This window comes from Herbiconiux sp. FW305-C-125, assembly GCF_058783455.1.
Genome location: NZ_JBYSYO010000005.1, coordinates 133,415 through 151,364 on the forward strand (window position 1 = coordinate 133,415; position 17,950 = coordinate 151,364).

The 17,950-nt window shown below is 71.0% G+C and carries 19 protein-coding genes; 10 read left to right on the plus strand and 9 right to left on the minus strand.

The features are described 5' to 3' along the window. Positions 1–81: 81 nt before the first annotated feature. Positions 82–1,116, minus strand: coding sequence for an LLM class flavin-dependent oxidoreductase (locus AC3WLB_RS14180; RefSeq protein WP_492507013.1), 1,035 nt, complete (start codon positions 1,114–1,116; stop codon positions 82–84). Positions 1,117–1,295: 179 nt separating this feature from the next. Between AC3WLB_RS14180 and AC3WLB_RS14185 the strand changes: the two genes are divergently transcribed. Beyond that, positions 1,296–2,003 (plus strand): SDR family oxidoreductase, encoded by a 708-nt coding sequence (locus AC3WLB_RS14185; RefSeq protein WP_022897411.1) that lies wholly within the window; start codon positions 1,296–1,298, stop codon positions 2,001–2,003. A gap of 136 nt (positions 2,004–2,139) precedes the next feature. Here AC3WLB_RS14185 and AC3WLB_RS14190 read toward each other — a convergent pair whose 3' ends face one another. After that, the gene (locus tag AC3WLB_RS14190) at positions 2,140–2,553 is read right to left on the minus strand and encodes a DUF3224 domain-containing protein (RefSeq protein ID WP_492507016.1); all 414 of its coding nucleotides are present in this window, start codon (positions 2,551–2,553) and stop codon (positions 2,140–2,142) included. Positions 2,554–2,690: 137 nt separating this feature from the next. Here AC3WLB_RS14190 and AC3WLB_RS14195 point away from each other — a divergent pair, with 137 nt between their 5' ends. The 3 genes from AC3WLB_RS14195 to AC3WLB_RS14205 all read left to right on the plus strand — a co-directional run bounded on the left by AC3WLB_RS14195 (position 2,691) and on the right by AC3WLB_RS14205 (position 5,533). Continuing rightward, on the plus strand, positions 2,691–3,023 hold the full coding sequence (locus tag AC3WLB_RS14195) for a nuclear transport factor 2 family protein (protein ID WP_022896699.1): 333 nt from the start codon (positions 2,691–2,693) through the stop codon (positions 3,021–3,023). Between the two features lie 54 nt (positions 3,024–3,077). Then, on the plus strand, positions 3,078–3,932 hold the full coding sequence (locus tag AC3WLB_RS14200; protein ID WP_492507018.1) for a universal stress protein: 855 nt from the start codon (positions 3,078–3,080) through the stop codon (positions 3,930–3,932). A 614-nt stretch (positions 3,933–4,546) separates the two neighbouring features. Further along, positions 4,547–5,533: a DnaJ domain-containing protein gene (locus AC3WLB_RS14205; RefSeq protein ID WP_022897408.1), complete on the plus strand. Its 987-nt coding sequence runs from the start codon at positions 4,547–4,549 to the stop codon at positions 5,531–5,533. A gap of 29 nt (positions 5,534–5,562) precedes the next feature. Here the strand turns inward: AC3WLB_RS14205 and AC3WLB_RS14210 are convergent, their stop codons facing one another. Beyond that, positions 5,563–6,540 (minus strand): NAD(P)H-quinone oxidoreductase, encoded by a 978-nt coding sequence (locus tag AC3WLB_RS14210; protein WP_492507021.1) that lies wholly within the window; start codon positions 6,538–6,540, stop codon positions 5,563–5,565. Between the two features lie 36 nt (positions 6,541–6,576). On the opposite strand from AC3WLB_RS14210, the gene AC3WLB_RS14215 reads away from it, so the two are divergent. The 3 genes from AC3WLB_RS14215 to AC3WLB_RS14225 all read left to right on the plus strand — a co-directional run bounded on the left by AC3WLB_RS14215 (position 6,577) and on the right by AC3WLB_RS14225 (position 10,026). Continuing rightward, a complete protein-coding gene (locus AC3WLB_RS14215) occupies positions 6,577–7,893 on the plus strand; it encodes an SGNH/GDSL hydrolase family protein (protein ID WP_492507023.1) in 1,317 nt (438 codons plus the stop codon). Between the two features lie 34 nt (positions 7,894–7,927). After that, entirely contained in the window at positions 7,928–9,532 is a 1,605-nt protein-coding gene (locus tag AC3WLB_RS14220) for an AMP-binding protein (protein ID WP_492507025.1), read from the plus strand. Positions 9,533–9,642: 110 nt separating this feature from the next. Next, positions 9,643–10,026 (plus strand): VOC family protein, encoded by a 384-nt coding sequence (locus AC3WLB_RS14225; RefSeq protein WP_022898181.1) that lies wholly within the window; start codon positions 9,643–9,645, stop codon positions 10,024–10,026. A 67-nt stretch (positions 10,027–10,093) separates the two neighbouring features. Here the strand turns inward: AC3WLB_RS14225 and AC3WLB_RS14230 are convergent, their stop codons facing one another. Both AC3WLB_RS14230 and AC3WLB_RS14235 read right to left on the minus strand, forming a co-directional pair. Then, entirely contained in the window at positions 10,094–10,441 is a 348-nt protein-coding gene (locus AC3WLB_RS14230; RefSeq protein WP_022898182.1) for a GNAT family N-acetyltransferase, read from the minus strand. Positions 10,442–10,501: 60 nt separating this feature from the next. Continuing rightward, positions 10,502–11,128, minus strand: a complete 627-nt coding sequence (locus AC3WLB_RS14235; protein ID WP_492507028.1) for a DNA-3-methyladenine glycosylase I — start codon at positions 11,126–11,128, stop codon at positions 10,502–10,504. A gap of 43 nt (positions 11,129–11,171) precedes the next feature. On the opposite strand from AC3WLB_RS14235, the gene AC3WLB_RS14240 reads away from it, so the two are divergent. Next, positions 11,172–11,333, plus strand: coding sequence for a hypothetical protein (locus AC3WLB_RS14240; RefSeq protein ID WP_022898184.1), 162 nt, complete (start codon positions 11,172–11,174; stop codon positions 11,331–11,333). Between the two features lie 328 nt (positions 11,334–11,661). On the opposite strand, the gene AC3WLB_RS14245 is transcribed toward AC3WLB_RS14240, so the two are convergent. After that, positions 11,662–12,096 carry a YdeI/OmpD-associated family protein gene (locus tag AC3WLB_RS14245; protein WP_022898185.1) on the minus strand — a complete coding sequence of 145 codons (435 nt, stop codon included), beginning with the start codon at positions 12,094–12,096 and terminating at the stop codon, positions 11,662–11,664. A 79-nt stretch (positions 12,097–12,175) separates the two neighbouring features. Between AC3WLB_RS14245 and AC3WLB_RS14250 the strand changes: the two genes are divergently transcribed. Together AC3WLB_RS14250 and AC3WLB_RS14255 are read left to right on the plus strand one after the other, a co-directional pair. Continuing rightward, positions 12,176–12,562 carry a MerR family transcriptional regulator gene (locus tag AC3WLB_RS14250; protein ID WP_492507031.1) on the plus strand — a complete coding sequence of 129 codons (387 nt, stop codon included), beginning with the start codon at positions 12,176–12,178 and terminating at the stop codon, positions 12,560–12,562. Continuing rightward, positions 12,559–13,539 (plus strand): aldo/keto reductase, encoded by a 981-nt coding sequence (locus AC3WLB_RS14255; protein ID WP_492507033.1) that lies wholly within the window; start codon positions 12,559–12,561, stop codon positions 13,537–13,539. The genes AC3WLB_RS14250 and AC3WLB_RS14255 overlap by 4 nt, the downstream gene beginning before the upstream one ends. Before the next feature lie 75 nt (positions 13,540–13,614). Here AC3WLB_RS14255 and AC3WLB_RS14260 read toward each other — a convergent pair whose 3' ends face one another. The 3 genes from AC3WLB_RS14260 to AC3WLB_RS14270 are packed head-to-tail and all read right to left on the minus strand — an operon-like array spanning position 13,615 to position 17,846. Continuing rightward, positions 13,615–14,409, minus strand: coding sequence for a ferritin-like domain-containing protein (locus AC3WLB_RS14260; protein WP_492507035.1), 795 nt, complete (start codon positions 14,407–14,409; stop codon positions 13,615–13,617). A 12-nt stretch (positions 14,410–14,421) separates the two neighbouring features. Next, complete coding sequence (locus AC3WLB_RS14265) at positions 14,422–16,833, minus strand: HAD-IB family hydrolase (protein WP_492507037.1); 2,412 nt, start codon at positions 16,831–16,833, stop codon at positions 14,422–14,424. Further along, complete coding sequence (locus AC3WLB_RS14270; protein ID WP_492507039.1) at positions 16,830–17,846, minus strand: hypothetical protein; 1,017 nt, start codon at positions 17,844–17,846, stop codon at positions 16,830–16,832. The genes AC3WLB_RS14265 and AC3WLB_RS14270 overlap by 4 nt, the downstream gene beginning before the upstream one ends. Positions 17,847–17,950: the final 104 nt, after the last annotated feature.

The window sequence follows — 17,950 nt, forward strand, 5'->3', positions numbered from 1 at the left end:
ACCCGCGCCGCACCCGCGCGCCGAGCTACGCGAGCGGCACCCGCGCGCTGCGCTCTGCGCGAGCAGCTCGCGCACCGCGCGCTACGCGAGCAGCTCGCGCACCCGCGGCACCACCTCGGTGCCGTAGAGCTCGATGCTGCGCAGCAGCTTCTCGTGCCCGAGCCCGCCGTTGCCGTACTTGAGGTCGAACCGGTCGATGCCCAGCGTGCGCACGGTCGCCGCGATCTTCGTCGCCACCGTCTCGGGCGAGCCGACGTAGAGCGACCCCGACGGTCCCGCCTCCTGCTCGAAGTGCCCGCGCCCCATCGGCGACCAGCCGCGCTCGCGGCCGATGCGGTTCATCATCGCCGAGTAGTGCGGCCACAGCTCCTCGCGCGCTTGCTCGTCGGTGTCGGCGATGTGGCCGGGCGAGTGCACGCCGATCGGCTGCCGCGGCACCTCGAACTGGTCCTGCGCGCGCTGGAAGAGGTCGACGTAAGGCGCGAACCGCGCCGGATCGCCCCCGATGATCGCCAGCATCAACGAGAACCCGTAGCGCGCGGTGCGCACCACCGATTCGGGGCTGCCGCCCACGCCCACCCAGGTGCGAAGCAGCCCGTGCTCGACCGGCGGGTACACCCGCTGCCCGTTCAACGCCGGTCGCTTGGCACCCGACCAGGTCACCGGCTCCTGCTTGCGCACCTCGGCGAAGAGGTTGAGCTTCTCCTCGAAGAGCTCCTCGTAGTCGGACAGCTCGAAACCGAACAGCGGGAACGACTCGGTGAACGACCCGCGCCCGAGGATCACCTCGGCCCGCCCGTTCGACAGCGCATCCAGGGTCGAGAACCGCTGGAACACCCGCACCGGGTCATCCGACGACAGCACGGTGACGGCCGAGCCGAGGTGGATGCGCGTGGTTCGTGCCGCCACGGCCGCCAGCACGACTTCGGGGCTGGTGACGGCGAAGTCGCTGCGGTGGTGCTCGCCGAAGCCGATGAAGTCGACGCCCAGTTCGTCGGCGAGCACGGCCTGCTCGACGAGGTTGCGCAGCACCTGGGCGTGCGGCAGGGGAGTTCCGTTCTCGTCGGCGGTGACGTCGCCGAAGGTGTCGAGTCCGAGTTCGATCTGCTGTGCCATGGGGGCTCCTCGTCGTGGCGGCCGCTGCCGCCCGTTGCTCTGGTCTATGCAAACGCATCGAACACGTCGGCGCTGACAGGAACGACCGGATGCGTTCCAGTATTCCGCGAGACGGCATGCGTCGTCGACGCCCGTGCCCGCATGCTAGGTTTGATTTCACAACTCAGGAGGAGCGAACAATGTCACTCAGCACTTTGGAATCGGCCGTGGTGCTCGTCACCGGCGCGAACGGCGGACTCGGCACCGAATTCGTGCGGCAGGCGCTCGACGCCGGTGCCGCGAAGGTCTACGCCACCGCCCGCACCCCGCGGGACTGGGCCGACGAGCGGGTGGTGCCGCTGCGGCTCGACGTCACCGACGCCGAGTCGGTCGCCGCGGCCGCCGCAACTGCGAGCGACGTGACCGTCGTGATCAACAACGCGGGCATCGGCGCGGGCACCGGCATCGCCACGGGAACCGACGCCGACCTCCGCGCCATGTTCGACACCAACTTCTTCGGCGCCGTGGCGGTGGCCCGCGCGTTCGCCCCGGTGCTCGCGGCGAACGGTGGCGGGGCGCTGCTCAACGTGCACTCCGTGCTCAGCTGGATCGGCATCGCCGGCGCCTACAGCGCGGCCAAGGCGGCGCTGTGGTCGGCCACCAACTCGCTGCGCCTCGAGCTCGCGCCGCAGGGCACGCTCGTGACGGGCCTGCACGTCGGCTGGATCGACACCCCGATGGCGGCGCACACCTCCGACCCGAAGAGCGACCCGGCCGACGTGGTCGCCGCCGCGTACGCCGCGCTGCTGGCGGGGGAGTACGAAGTGCTGGCCGACGACCTGAGCGTCTCGGTGAAGCAGGGCCTGGCCGCCCCCATCACGGCGCTCTACCCCCAGCTCGCGGGCTGACCCCCACAGCGCCCGCCCAACGACGGATGCCAGAACGACGGATGCTCGCGCCAACGACGGGCCGGGCATCCGTCGTTCCCGCGCCGGGCGCCAGAACCCCGTCGTTGCGGCGTGGACCGGGAGGGGCAGCCGCCGCTCAGGTGCCGATCGTGAACACGAAGTACGGGCCCTCGTCGTCGTGCACGATGCGGGCCTGGCCACTGAAACCCGCGAAGTCGCCGGTTCCGGTGCCGGGCACGATGTAGCCGAAGGCCGAGTCGTCGCTCGGGTGCTGCAGCGCCCCGTGGTGCACCGTGAGCGCCCCCGAGCGGCCGTCATCGAGGGTGCCCGTGATGCGCTCCACCGCCAGGTAGCCGCGCCCCGACTCCTCGTCGCCCGACGACAGGAAGTGCGCCACGCTCGACCCCACGAGCCCCGCCGTGTAAGTCTTGCGCATCGTCACGGCTCCCACCCAGTCCGGGGCGGTGCCGTCGTCGGTGAGCCCGGGCAGCTCGGCCGGCTCCCAGCCGGTGACGGAGAAACGGGCGGTGACGGTCTCGTGGTCGCTCATGGCTCCAGGGTACGGATGCGCGGGGCCGCCGCGCTTGAACGTTCGCGACAGCGCGTATCCGCTCGTTCGCGCGGCACTCCCTGGGGACACGCCCACGGTGGCTGGTGCGCATCCGTCGCAGCCGACAGGATGGAGGCATGACCGGCCTCGAGAAGCTCCCGCCCGCGATCGCCGACTTCTTCGACGCCACGAACCAGGGCGACCGCGGCCGGTTTCTCGCGGCGTTCGTCGACGACGGCGCGGTGCTCGACGACTGGGGCCGGACGTTCCACGGCCGCGAGGGCATCGCGACCTGGAACGAGAACGAGAACATGGGTGTGCAGAGCCACTTCGAGGTTGCCGGGTTCACCGAGACGAACGGCGTTTACGCGGTGTCGATCACCGTCACGGGCAACGGCTACAACGGCGGCGGCACGATCGCGTTCACGCTCGACGGGCACCGCATCGCGCGGGTCGACATCACGGGCTGAACGCAGATCGACCCGATCGACCCGATCGACCCGACACCGACAGGAGGAAACAGGATGAGCGGCACCATCGTGGTGGGGTACGACGGATCGCCGTCGGGCAAGGTGGCGCTCGACTGGGCGCTGCGCCGGGCGGAGGCCACGCAACAGGCGGTGCAGGTGATCTACGTCGCCGACACCTCCTGGGATTCCGAGGCGTTCACCGCCGCGCCCCTGCTCGAACAGCACGGCGAACTCGTGCTGAGCAAGGCCGCATTCAACGCCGACACGAAGGCGCCGCACGTGCCGGTGACCTCGCGGGTGCTCTCGGGCAACCCCGTCACCGTGCTCTGCGCCGAGGCGGAGAGCATCGGCGCCGACCTGCTCGTCGTGGGCACCTACCGCAAGGACGCGTACGAGCGGCTCACCACGAGCGCCGTCAGCGTTCGGGTGGCGGCCGCCGCGAAGGTGCCGGTCGCGGTGGTGCCCGACCTCCCCGTGAGCCGTCGACTGGGCGTGGTCGCGGGCATCGACGGGTCGGATGCGTCGGCACACATCCTCGAGACGGCCGTCGCCGAAGCCGCACGCCTCGGCGAGCCCCTGCACGTCGTCAGCGCATGGACCGTGCCACCACTGTCGATGCCCGACTTCACCGACGGCTCCGAACTCTACGATGCCCTCGAAGACCGCGCCCGCGCCGGGGTCGAGACGGCACTCGCGCAGATCGGCCCCGACCATCCGGAGGTCGAGATCCGCACCACGGTCGAACTGGATGCCCCCGCCGCCGCCCTCGTCAAAGCTGCCGCCCACGCCTCCCTCCTCGTGATCGGCAGCCACGGCCGGCGCGGCCTCAGCCGGTTCCTCCTCGGCTCGGTCAGCCACGACGTGCTGCTGCACGCGCCGAGCCCGGTGCTGGTGCTGCGGGTGGGGTAGCTGTTTTTTCGGGCTCGCCCGGCCTTCGGCTGGGCGGGCCCTTATGGCTCGCGCCGCCGCTTCTGCGGCGCGAGGCGACATGTGAGCGTTCGGTCGCTGACGCGGCCGAGCGCTCACCCTGGGTCGTCGAGCGCGGCCCGCGGCCTGCGCTCGCGTACCCCACGTCGTGGGCTGCATCGAGTCTCCAGGTGTTGTCGGAATAGGTGGAGACTCGACGGCGGCTGGGCGGGGAGTGGAGGCGTTGGGGGGCGGGGGACGGGTGACGGTGGTGTCGGGGGTTCCGGCGGTGTCGTGCGCGGACTTCTCCAATCCAGACGGCTTCCGGCGGGCCCCACGGCCGCGCATCGACTCGTGGTTGGAGAAGTCCGCCGCCGAGAAGCGTTGCAGCGAGATCGCAAGCCGCGGGCCGTACTCGACGACCCAGGGTGAGGGGGTGGCCGAGGGGTGCGACCGCAGGCCGCGCCTGTCGACCGCGCCCTCACATGTCGCGTCGCGCCGGGCAGGGACCGGCGCGACCCGGGCTGCCCGAGCGAAGCCCGGGCCGCCCGGCAGCCAGCACAGCCGCCCGGCAGCCAGCACAGCCGCCCGGCAGCTAGCCCCGCTACCATTACCCGGTGCCCGAAAGTCCCGTCGACCCCACCCCCTACGAGGTGCTGGGGGTCGACCCGCGGGTGGGGCAGGAGGAGTTGCGGCGCGCGTACCGGCGGCTGCTGCGGCAGACGCATCCCGACACCGGGGGCGACGCGGTGTTGTTCGTGCGGGTGCAGCGGGCCTGGGAGCGGGTGGGTACTCCCGAAGACCGCGCCGCTTACGATCGCGGGCAGGGCGCCCGTTCCGTCGCGCCCGAGGGTGGGCCGGCCCACGCGGCGGGCGCATCCGGTTCGGCCGCCACGCCCGGGAGCGGCTTCCAGGCGGGCTTCCGCTCGCGGCGTGCCCCGAGTTCGACGGTCAAGGCGCGCAGCTACGGGCATCCGGGCGGTCAGGAGCGCGAGCAGTACCTCGCGTTGTTGCGCGAGTGGGTGGGGCGCGGCGTGAGCATCGCCGACCCCTACGATCCGGCGCTCGTGCGGTCGGCGCCGCGCGAGATCCGCGCGTGGCTCGCCAAGGCGATCGCCGAGGAGTCGACCGCCGGCATCGTCGGCACGCTCGGCATCGGCTACACGATCTGGAACAACGTGCTCACCGGCCGCACCCTCGGCGGCGTGCCCGAGACGATCGACCATGTCGTGCTCGGGCCGGCGGGCCTGTTCGCGATCCAGTCCGAGGACTGGGGCGGCGAGGTGCGGCTGCGCAAGGGCGAGATCGTGGGGGAGGGTGTGCACCCCGACGAGGAGCCGCTGCGCGAACTCGGCCGCGGCGCCCGGTCGCTCGCGCGCTCCCTGGGGGTGCGGTTCACCTCGCTCGTCGTCGTGGTTCCGGATGCGGCCCTCACCGAGCCGATGGCCGTGGTCGAACGCGGGCGGCTGGCCGGTGCGGTCGTGGTGCGGCGCTCCCTGCTGCCGCAACTGCTCCGCAACGGCGTCGGCAGCGCCGACCGCGCGAGCATCGACCGTGCGTTCGAGCTGCGCACCCGCCTGCAGAACGGCATCCGCCTGGCCTGAGGGCGGAGCGGCGCGCCCGGCATCCGCCGTCAGACGGTGAGCAGGATCTTGCCGATGTGGGTCGAGCTCTCCATCAGCCGGTGCGCCTCGGCCGCTTGCGCCAGCGGGAACCGGGCGCCGATCACCGGATGCACGGTGCCGTTCTCGATCAGCGGCCACACGTTCTCGCGCACGCTCGCCACGATCGCCGCCTTCTCGGCGGCGGGGCGGGCGCGCAGGCTGGTCGAGCGAATGGTGCCGCGTTTCATCATCAGCGCGTTCAGGTCGAGCCGGGCCTCCCGGCCGGCGAGGCTCGAGATGTTCGCGATGCGTCCCTCGACGTTCAGCGCCCGCACGTTGCGGTCGAGGTAGTCGCCGCCGACGACGTCGAGGATGACGTCGGCCCCGCCCGCCTCGGCCTTGATGCGCTCGACGAAGTCGTCCCGGGTGTAGTCGATGAGGATGTCGGCGCCCAACTCCCGGCAGGCCTCGAGCTTCTCGGCCGAACCCGCCGTCACGGCGACGCGCGCGCCGAACGCCCGGCCGAGCTGCACCGCCATCGTGCCGATGCCGCTCGATCCGCCGTGCACGAGCAACGTCTCGCCCGCCCGGAGTTCGGCGAGCAGGAACACGTTCGACCACACCGTCGCCACCACCTCGACGAGCCCCGCCGCAGCCACGAGGTCGACGCCGGTAGGCACCGGCAGCACCTGCCCCACCGGTACCGCGACCCGCTCGGCGTAGCCGCCGCCACCGAGCAGTGCGCACACCGGGTCGCCCACGGCGAATCCGGCGGCTGCCGTGCCCGGCCCGAGCGAGGCGACCACGCCCGAGACCTCGAGCCCCGGCCACGCCGGTGACCCAGCCGGCGACGGGTACACGCCCTGCCGCTGCGCCACATCCGCCCGGTTCACCCCGGCCGCGGTCACGTCGATGACCACCTCGCCGTCAGCGGCCACCGGGTCGTCCACCTCCGCGAGCTGCAGAACGGATGCGTCGCCGGGCTCCCTGACCACCACTGCCTTCATGTCGACCACGCTACGCCGTTCGGCTACTCTGCAGATGTGCATCGACGCCCCTCCCTCCGTCCCGGCCGCGTGCTCGCGACCGCCGCCCTCGCCGTCGCGATCGCCACGGTGCCAGCCGTGAGCGCGACCGCCGTGCCTGCCGTGAGCGCCACCACAGCACCTGCCGTCGGTGACGCCGACCTCTCCGGGCTGGACTACGTCGCCCTGGGCGACTCCTACTCGGCCGGTTTCGGCCTCACCCCGTTCAGCTACTCCACGCCGGCCGACGGATGCTTCCAGGCCGAACAGAACTACCCCCACCAGGTCGCGGACCGGCTGAATCTGAACCTCGACGACCGCACCTGCAGCGGCGCCGTGACGGCGAACATCCGTGACACCCCGCAGCCCACCATCACCGGGCTCGGCACCGCGCCGGTGCAGTCGCAGTACCTCAGCGCCGACACCGACGTCGTCACGGTCACGATCGGCGGCAACGACCTCGGCTTCGCCGATGTGGCCGCGTTCTGTGTGTCGCTCGGCCCGGGTGAGCCGATTCTCGGGAATCCGCTGTTCACCAACTGCTCCGACTACTACCACCCGTTGCCCGACGTCGACCTGCTGGCCGACAAGCTCGACGACGTCGTGGCGCCCGCCCTCGCCAGCACCTATGCGCTCATCGCCGAGAAGGCGCCGAACGCGGCCGTGATCGTGGTGGGGTACCCCGCCATCGCGCCCGACGTCGAGAACGTGCCCGCGGGCGGCTGCTTCACCCCCGCTCTCACCTCGAACGGGCCGCCCTACCCCGAGAACGCCTTCCCGTACACCGCGGCCGACACCACCTACCTGCACAGCGTGGAAGCCAAGCTGGATGCCGCCATCCGCACCAACGCGGAGGCGGCGGGTGCGCACTACGTCTCGACGCTGCCGCTCACCGAGTCGAACAGCGCCTGCCAGACCGACGGCAGCGCCTACGTGAATGGCATCACCCTCCTGTTCGACCAGCCAGGAGCGGGAACGCCGACTCCCGACCCCGACCTGTTCGTGAAGCTCGGTGCGCTGCACCCCAACGTCGCGGGTGTGCACTTCCTCGCCGACCAGGTCGCCGCTGCGGTCACGGCGGCGGTCGGCGACGGCGATGGCGGCGTGGGTGACGGTGACGGCGGCAGCGGCGGCGGTGGTGGCGGCGACAACGCCGGCACCGGCGCGGGTGACTCGGGCGGCTCCTCGACCGCGGACGCGCCCGCCGCGCACCTCGCAGCCACCGGCGCGGCGCCGCTCGCGGGGCTCACGCTGGCCGGCGGCCTCCTGGCCGCGGCAGGCCTCGCGTTCGTTCTCGCCCGCCGTCGGGGCTTGCGGAGGAGTGCTGAGCGGTAGTCAAATAGGGCACGACTATCGAAGGAGATAGCTCATGACCCGCTCGACCTTCCCGGACGTCGACATCCCCGCCGTCAGCGTCTACGAGTTGCTCTTCGCGAACCTCGACGACGCCGATCTCGACCGCACGGCCCTCGTCGACGGCACCACCGGCGACGAGACCAGCTACCGTCAGCTCATCGCCCAGATCGACGCCCTGGCGGGCGCGCTCGCGGCGCGCGGTCTCGGCGTCGGTGACGTCGTCGGCATCCTGTGCCCCAACATCCCGGCGTTCGCGACGGTGTTCCACGGCATCCTCCGCGCCGGCGGCACGGCCACCACCGTCAACTCGCTCTACACGGTCGGCGAGATCGCCGGTCAGCTGCAGAACGCGGATGCGCACTGGCTGTTCACGGTGTCACCCCTCCTCCCGCAGGCGGCCGAGGCGGCAGCCGTCGCGGGCATCGCCGACGACCACCTCGTGGTGATCGACGGTGCGCCCGGGCATCCGTCACTGCACGACCTGCTCTTCGACCGCGCCGCTCCACCGGTGGTCGACTTCGACCCGGCCACGCACCTCGCGGTGCTGCCGTACTCGTCCGGCACCACCGGGCATCCGAAAGGCGTGATGCTCACCCATCGCAACCTGGTGGCGAACGTGCTGCAGACCGAGCAGGTCATCCCGCTCGAACGCGACGACCGGGTGCTCGCCGTGCTGCCGTTCTTCCACATCTACGGACTCTCGGTGCTGCTGAACTTCGCGCTGCTGAAGCGTGCCGCCCTCGTCACCATGCCGAAGTTCGAGCTGGCCGAGTTCCTCCGCATCGCGAGCGCCGAGCGGTGCACCTGGTTGTTCATCGCGCCGCCGATCGCGGTGGCCCTGGCGAAGCATCCGCTCGTCGCCGACTACGACCTCTCGAGCGTGAAGGTCGTCTTCTCCGGCGCGGCGCCGCTCGACGGCGCGCTCGCCGCGGCCGTCGCCGAGCGCATCGGCTGTGCCGTGTGCCAGGGCTACGGCATGACCGAGGCGAGCCCGGTGACGCACGCCATCCCGGTGTCGCGCGCCGACATCGATCGCTCCGCGATCGGTCTCGCGCTGCCGAACACCGAGTGCCGGGTGGTCGACCCCGAGACCGGGCGCGACCTGCGGGTGCCGCGCAAGGGCCCCAGCGCGCCGGGGGAGCTGCTCATCCGGGGCCCGCAGGTGATGCGCGGCTACCTCCGCGACGAGGAGTCCACCGCCCACGCGCTCGACCGCGACGGCTGGCTGCACACGGGCGACATCGCGACCGTGGACCGCGACGGGGTGTACACGATCGTCGACCGGCTGAAGGAGCTCATCAAGTACAAGGGCTATCAGGTCGCGCCGGCCGTGCTCGAAGCGGTGCTGCTCACGCATCCGGACATCGCGGATGCGGCCGTGATCGGCATCGACGACGAAGACGGCCAGGAGGTGCCCAAGGCGTTCGTGGTGCGGCGGGCGGCCGAGGGGGTCGAACTCGACGAGGAGATCGTCATGGCGTTCGTGGCCGAACGGGTCGCGGGGCACGAGAAGGTGCGCATGGTGGAGTTCATCGACGTGATCCCGAAGTCGACCTCGGGCAAGATCCTGCGGAAGGATCTGCGGTCGAAGGTGGGGCGGCACGCGGCGGTCGGCTGATTGGTGCTCGGCTGATCGGCGCTCGGCTGATCGGGCGCCGGCGCTGGCGCTCGCCCGCCGTTCGTGACACTGTGGACAGTGTTCACATTCGGACGCGAGGAGGGGTGCACATGCTCACCACGAAGTACAGTTTCAGCGGATTCAGTGTCGACGACATCGAGGCCGCCCGGGTCTTCTACGGCGAGACCCTCGGCTTCACGGTGAAGCTCAACGAGATGGGCATCCTCGAGATCACGCTGCCCGGCGGAGCGGTGGCCATCGCCTACCCGAAGGACGACCACGCACCCGCGACCTTCACGATCCTCAACTTCGAGGTCGACGACATCGATCGCGCGGTCGATGAGCTCGTCGCCGCCGGGGTCACGCTCGAACGCTACGAAGGGATGCCGCAGGACGAGCGCGGTGTGCTGCGGGGCAAGGCGGCAGGGATGGGGCCCGACATCGCGTGGTTCCTCGACCCGGCCGGCAACGTGCTGAGCGTGCTCGACAGCTGACCGCATCCGGGCGGTGTCCGGGGCACCCGGGCCCGCCGCCGGCCGCGGCGCCCGGGCGCGGCGCGTGTCAGCGGAGCGAGGCGCGCAGCTCGATCGTGGCCGGTTCGACGACGTCGTCGAACTCGTGGTGGCGCTCGAGGTAGGCGGCCATGAACGGGCAGATCGGCACGGCGCGCAGCCCCGCATCGCGCACCTGGCCGAGAACACCCGCCATCAGAGCGCTGCCGTAGCCCTTGCCCTCCTGCGCCTGATCGATCTCGGTGTGCAAGAACACCCGCTTGTCGCCGCGGTCGGTGTAGGTCGTGAAGCCGACCTGCTCACCGCCGACCTCGATCACGTAGCGGTGCCGCTCCGGCACCTCCTGGATGCGTGCCGTCTCGCCGGTGCGGGTCTCTTCCTCGTTCACGTCGCTCATGCCTCTAGCGAACCAGACCGCGGCCGGATGCGCGAGCCCGACCTGCCGCGGGTCGTGCGCTCAGCGCGGCCACACGCCCGACGTTCCGCGGCGATGACTGGCCATCAGATGAGTGTCGACGATGCCGGCCGCCTCCATGAGGGCGAACATGGTGGTGGGCCCCACGAAGCGGAAGCCTTTGGACCGCAGCGTCGCCGCCAACGCGATCGACTCGGGTGAGGTGGTGGGGATGTCGGCGAAGGTCTCCGGCTCGGGTGTGCGGGCAGGCTGGAACGACCAGATCAGCCCCGCCAGGCCGCCGGTCACCTCCGGGTCGTCGCGCAGCGCGACGGTCGCGCGCGCATTGCCGATCGTGGCAAGGATCTTCGCCCGGTTGCGGATGATGCCCGCGTCGCCCACCAAGCGCTCCACCTCGGGGTCGCCGTAGGCGGCGACCGCATCCGGGTCGAACCCGTCGAACGCCGCCCGGAACGCCGGCCGCTTGCGGAGGATCGTCGCCCACGACAACCCCGACTGGAACGCCTCGAGGCTCACCCGCTCGAACAGCCCCCGCTCGTCGCGCACCGGCATACCCCACTCGGTGTCGTAATACTGCTGCAGCAACGGGTCGACGGATGCCCACAACGGCCGGGCGAGCCCGTCGGCACCGCGCACCACGGCGGGTGTCTCGTCGGCTGGTTCGGTCACACCCTCTAGTATTGAGGAGGCCACTGACACAGGAGGAAAGTCAATGAACGTGCTCGCTGCAATCGGAGCCATTCTGCTCTTCCTCGTCGGGCTCTTCCTCTTCGGCCAGTTCTCGAACGCGTGGGTGTTCTTCGCGGGCATCCTGTGCGTGTCGGCGTCACTGTTCATCGTGTTCTCGGTGCTGCCGACGCAGCGGAGGCACTAGCTGCGGTGCGGCCCGGGCTTCGCTCGGGCTGCACCGGCGTCGCCGGTCCTTGCCCGGCGCCGCGCGACATGTGAGCGCGCGGTCGAACGGCGCGGCCTGCGGTCGCACCGTTCGGCCACGCCCTCACCTTGGGTCGTCGGGTACGGCCTGTTGCGTCCGCCCTCGGGGCGACGTCGGGGTGAACGCCCCTAACCGCCGGCTGGAACGACGGAGGTTGCGGCTGGGGTCGGAGGGTGGCTCCGTCGTTGCCGTGGTGAGGCGCCGAAGTCCGTCGTTGTGGACGACGAGGGGCGGGCGGCGAGGCGCGGGCGGCGCGCGGGCGGGCGGGTCAGACGAGGTCGGTGAGGGCCTTCTCGATGCGGCGGAGGCGGGTGGCGTCGGTCTTGGCGGATTCGACGGAGAGCACGACGGCGCGCTTCTTCGAGTAGGAGAGGGCGGCGAACGCGGCCGCGGCGTCGGCATCCTGAGCCAGCGCGGCGGCGAGGTCGGCGGGCACCTCCACCTCGCGGGGCTGGTCGTCGAGCTGCACCTCGACCTCGATCTCGTCGCCGGCCGCGACACCGGCGCCGGCGCGGTTCTCGGCGCTCAGCGCGATGAGGAACTGGCCGGTGTAGAACACGATCGAGCTGCGGTAGCTGTAGCCGTTGATGGTGACGACGACGGGGATGCGCTTGCCCGCATCCAGTGCCTCCACCACGCTTTCGGGCACCGGGATGCCCGTCGCCGTCTTGCCGCTGGCCAGAACCGTCGTCGTGAACCTCATGAAGGCATTATCCGGGTTCGCCGTGAGGCCCGCCAACCCGTTTGACTTCGAGCGCACTCGAAGTCTTATCGTGAGTGCCATGACCGTCATCGACCAGCCCCTCACGATCGCCGAGGTGGCCGACCTGGTCGGCGTCTCCACGCACACCCTGCGCTACTACGAGCGCGAGGGCCTGCTGCTGCAGCCGGTCGGCCGGGCCGCCTCCACCCACCGCCGGTACACCGAAGCCGACGTGGGGTGGCTCCAATTCCTCACGAAGCTGCGACTCACCGCGATGCCGATCGCGCGCATCAAGGAGTACGCGGAGCTCGTGCGGCGCGGCGAGGACACGGAACAGGCGCGCCTCGAACTGCTGCTGCACCACCGCGCCACCGTGCTCGCCCAGCTCGACGAGATGACGAAGAGCCTGGCCGCGATCGACTTCAAGATCGCGACCTACCAGGAAAGGAAAGAAGACACCCGATGAAAAAAGTGACCCTCGGAATCCAGAGCCCCCTCGAGGTCTCCCAGCTCGGCCTCGGCTGCATGGGCATGAGCGCCTTCTACACCGGCGCCGGCACCGATGAGGCGGAGTCGATCCGCACCATCCACCGCGCCATCGACCTCGGCGTGAGCTTCTTCGACACCGCCGAGATGTACGGACCGTACGAGAACGAGAAGCTGCTCGGCAAGGCGCTCGGCAGCCGCCGAGACGAGGTCGTGGTGGCCACGAAGTTCGGCACCCTGCGGCACCGCACCGACGGGTCGTACGGCCTCGACGGCAGCCGCGAGAACGTGCGGCTCGCCGTCGAGGGCTCGCTGCAGCGGCTCGGCACCGACCACATCGACCTCTACTACCAGCACCGGATGGACCCGGACACCCCGATCGAGGAGACCGCCGGCGCGCTCGGCGAGCTGATCGACGAGGGCAAGATCCTGCACTACGGTCTGTCGGAGGCCGCGCCCGCGACCATCCGTCGCGCCCACGCCGTGCGCCCGGTGACCGCGCTGCAGACCGAGTACTCGCTCTGGACGCGGGACCCCGAGGCCGAGATCCTACCCGTCCTCCGCGAGCTCGGCATCGGCTTCGTGCCGTACTCGCCGCTCGGCCGCGGCTTCCTCACGGGCACCATCCGCTCGGTCGACGCCCTCGACGAGAGCGACTTCCGGCGGCAGAACCCGCGCTTCGAGGGCGAGAACCTCGCGGCGAACATCCGCATCGTCGAGACCGTGGATGCGGTCGCCGCCGAACTCGGCGCCACCCCGGCGCAGGTGGCACTCGCCTGGTTGCTGGCGCAGGGCGACGACATCGCGCCCATCCCCGGCACGAAGCGCGTGTCCCGCCTCGAGGAGAACGTGGGGGCGACGGATGTCGCGCTCACGCCCGAGCAGCTCACCCGCCTCGACGCGATCTCCCCCGCCGCGGGCGACCGGTACGCGGACATGTCGACCGTCAACCGCTGACCCCGTCCTCGCGACCCGTCAGTTTTGGCCCTATAACCGAAGGTTTAGGGCCAAAACTGACGGGTCGCGAAGAGGTCAGGCGGCGATGCCCCGGGCGTCGAGCGCGTCCTGCACGATGGTGAGGCCGTCGAGGCCCGGCATGCGGGCGATGTGGGCGTCGATCTTCGCGGCCTCGCGGCGGCCGTCGGGCCCACCCATCAGGTGGCCCATCACGTGCTTGACCTCGGCATCCGTCATGACGCCCGAGCCCACCGGGCCCCAGAAGTTCTTCAGCGCGAAGCGCGCCAGCACCTGCGCCTTCTTGCTCTTCGCCAGCCGCGCGCGCGCCTGGGTGGCGTAGAACGCGACGTGCCGCGCCTCCTGCTTGGCGATGCGGCGCAGCAGCTCGGCGAGCACCGGGTGCGCCTCGAGGTCGGCCAGCCGGTTGTAGGCGGCGACCGCCGACCATTCGTTGGCGGCGCCCCACACCATGTGCACGGCGATGAACCCCGAGCCCACGATGTTGCCGAGCAGCGACTGCTTGACCGGGTCGAGCCGGTCCTTCCAGCCGAGCTTCAGTCGCGTGGCCTTCAGCTCGTCGAAGTCGACGATCACGTCGTGCTCGGCCAGCACCGCCGCGAGGGCCTCGCCGTGCCAGAACTCCTCGCGGTTCCACATCGTCATGAACGCTGTGACGTCCTCGTCCTTGTGCGAGGGCGTGACGAGCATGTCGCGGAGGTAGCAGACCGTGTGGTACTCGATGTCGCACATGTAGCGCAGCGACCGCAGCGTGCCCTCGGGCAGCGGATGCTCGCGGAAGTCCGAGAAGTCGAGGTCCTGCCACGCGACCTTCGTGGAGGTCTCGGTGTACTTGTCGATGTCGAATGCCATGAGAGTCGTCGGTCAGCGCGCGTCGTTCGCCGACCGGTCTCCTTCCTCGGGTGCGGTACCCGTCGCGGCGGTACGCGGCGGGTCAGGGAGCAGTGTCAGGGTACCGGGCGTCAGCTGGTTGTCGGATGAACGTCTGGTCCAGTCCTCCACCGTCCACTTTGTTCGTTGCGCGTGCCGATACAGATCGGTGTCGGGGTTGACGACGGTCGCGTTGCCGAGCAGCTGCAGCCACGCGACGTCCGCGAGGCTGTCGCCGTAGCCGTACGACTGGGTGAGGTTCGCGCCGTGCTCGGCCGCGTATTCGCGGAGCCACGCGGCCCGGGCCTCGTCGACGAGCGGCGGGGTGGCGAGGTAACCGGTGAGCACACCCTTGTTGGCGTGCATCTCGCCCGCCACCACCTCGTCGAAGAACTGCGCGAAGGGGGCTGCTGCCGAGGAGGTCGCCCCGGTCACGAGCACCGTGCGGTGCCCGGCGGCGCGGTGCTGGGCGACGCGGTCGAGCGCATCCGGAATGGCCCGCGACAGCATCGCCGCGCCGAACCGGCCGCGCACCAGCTGCTCGAGGTCGGCGACCTTGATGCCGCGGTACCGGCGCACCAGGGTGCGGATGAACTCGCCGCGGTCGCGGTGGTCGACGCGGAGGTACTTCGGCACCGAGAGCATGAGCGAGGCGAACTCCTGCGGCCACTGCGCCTTGGGGATGAGGCCGAGCCGCACCCAGAGGTACTGCTCCACCAGGTTCGACTCGACGACGGTGCCCTCGAAGTCGAACACGGCGAGCACGTCGCTGCGCACCGGCAGAGCGCGCTTGGCGCGGGCGCGGCCGGCGGGCCGCGACGCGTAGGCCTTGGTGAGCCCCGTGATGGAGGGGAAGTGCACGTTCTGGAAGTAGTCGTGCCAGTCGATGTCGACGACGTCGAAGGTGCGGTCGGCCGCAACAGCGCCGGATGCGACGGCCTCCGCCAGGGTCGCGTTCAGCGCGCGGGTGTTGCGGTCGTCGAAGATGAGCTCGGTCTGCACGTAGGCGCGGTAGAGCTCGGCGAAGTAGCGCAGCTGCCCGAGGCCGGCCTGGCGGCGGTGCAGAGCCTGCGTCCAGCGCCGGGTGCGGGTGGTGGAGGGCATCCGGCCGACCACGTCGTCGGCGGCGGAGGCCAGGCGCTCCTGCAGCTTCAGGGTGCGCTCGACCGAGCGGCCACCCGGGAACCGCCACGACGGCACCTGGATGGGCCCGTCGTCGTGCGGCATCGGGTTCGTGGTGAAGAACTCCTTCACGTTCTCGTACATCGAGTGGAAGGGGAGCGGGTTCCGCGCTCCCGAGACCACCTGGTAGTAGTTCGGCTCGTCGACCTTCGCGGGGGTGACCGCGGCGGCGAGGATGGCGTTCACCACGAAGTCGACCGGGATGACGTCGAGGATGGAGTCGGGCACGCCGGGGAACTCGGGCAGCTGCCCGCGCCCGTAGGCCATGATCAGCGGGTCGGCCACCTTGAAGCCGTCGAGCCAGCCCGGGAACGGATGCCGCAGCGCACTCTCGATGATCGACGGGCGCACGATCGACAGGCGGTGCCCGGCGGTGCCCCAGAGCTCCTCGGCGGCACGCTCGGCGAAGGCCTTGGTGAGGGTGTAGACGTCGGTCCAGCCGAGCGATTCGGCCCGGATGCGGCCACTCTCGACGAGCCGCTTCGTCACCCACTCGATACGGGCGGCCTCGGCGTCGGCGGCGACGGCTTGCGGGCCGACCTTGCCGAGCTTCGCGCGCGACGCCGCGAGCAGCGACTTCAGCACCTCGGGCTGGCGGGAGGCCATCTCCACCCGGCGCCGGGCCGACTTCGCGGCCGCGTTCTCGGCGCGCCAGTCGATCTCGTGCTCGAGCGGCGCCTCGAGGCGCACGCCCTTGCGCATGCCGCCGACATACGCGGTGGAGACGTGCACGACGTGCGGGTCGCTGCCGGAGGCGAGCAACGCGCCGTAGATACCGGTCGCGCCGTCGACGTTGGTCTGGAACGCCTCGTCGATCGGCGGATCGAACGACACCGTCGACGCGCCGTGGATGACGACGTCGAGATCGCCAGGCAGCTCGCCCGGGTTCGCGAGGTCGCCCTGCACGACGGTGATGCGCTCGCGGATCACCCGCTCCACCTCGGCCTCGCCCACGGCCTCACGCCAGCTGCGGAAAACCGGCTTCTTGAGCAGGGTGGTGAGCCGCGACTCGCCGCTGGTGCTCGACTTGGGGCGGATGAGCAGCGAGATGCGGGTGTCCGGATGCGACGACAGCAGCCGCTCGAGCACGGCCTGCCCCACGAATCCGGTGGCCCCGGTGAGCAGCACGTGCGACGAGCCGAGCGAGAACGAGGGGTCGGCCGAAGCGGCGGGGGTGGTGTCGGTGGTGGCGGTCGTGGGCTCGGTGGGGGAGGCGTCGGTCATACTGGCGCTCCGCCTTTCTGCTCGGTGTCGGCTTGGCCGGCTGCGCCGGCGGTGTCGGTGGGGCCGGCCAGGCCGGCTGTGTCGGTGGGGCCGGCGGTGCCGGCGGATGTGGGTGCGGCGGCCGTCGCGGTGGTGGCGCGCGGATGCCGCACGAGCGACGCCGCGCGGCCGAGCCGTCGGGCCGCCCGGTTCGCCGCGCCGCCCTTCGCGAGGGCGCGGCGGCGGGCGGTGCTCACGACCGTCAGCGCCTCGAGCCCCGGCAGCTCCCGCTGCACGTGCGCATCCACCTCCGCGGCCAGCGCCTCGTCGACGAGGGTGCGGTAGAAGAACGCCGTCTCCGAGCGCTGCAGGCTCGCGGCGCCGATCGGCCAGCTGGTGCGGGGCAGCGCCCGGCGGGAGAGCGAGCGAGCCCGCTTGGACTCGCCGAGCCGGCGCACCGCATCCGGTTCGACGAACAGGCGGTGGCGCGCCTTCACCGTCTGCACCGTCTCGAGCAGCTTCACGAGCTCGGGATGCGGGTCGAGCTCGGCGAGGCGGAGGTACGCGGCCTCGGTGATCCACTCGTCGATCGTGACCGACGCCAGGTGCAACCCGATCACGTCGGGGCCGATGGAGTTGGCCCGGAACGATTCCACGATCGGCGTCGCCCGCTCCGCGAGTTCGAGCCCCAGTGCGCGCAGTCGCGGAAGCTCCTGGATGCGGGAGGAGTCGTAGCCGTGGGCCTCCACGATCACCTCGAACGCGTCGGCGATCCAGAACTTCTCGAACGCCCAGGTGGTGAGGAAGGCGGTGACCCGTGCGTCTTTGTGCGTCGGGGTGACGAGCACGTTGCGGAGGTAGGTCATGGTGGAGCGCTCGAGCTCGCGCAGATATGCCAGCACCCGCACGGTGTCCGGGGCGAGCGGATGCTCGGCGAAGGCCTCCAGGTCGATGGCCGACCGGTGGCTGCCCACGGCTGTGCGCGCGAATTCGCGCACGTCGAAGCGAAGCGGTGCTCCTTCTTCAACGGTCATCGTCTGCTCTCCGGACAAGGGAATCCCTCCGCGTGGGCGGCGTGCTCGAGGTGGATTTCGCGGGCGCGCGTCGGTCGCTACGCACTCCGTAGCGTATCCTAAGC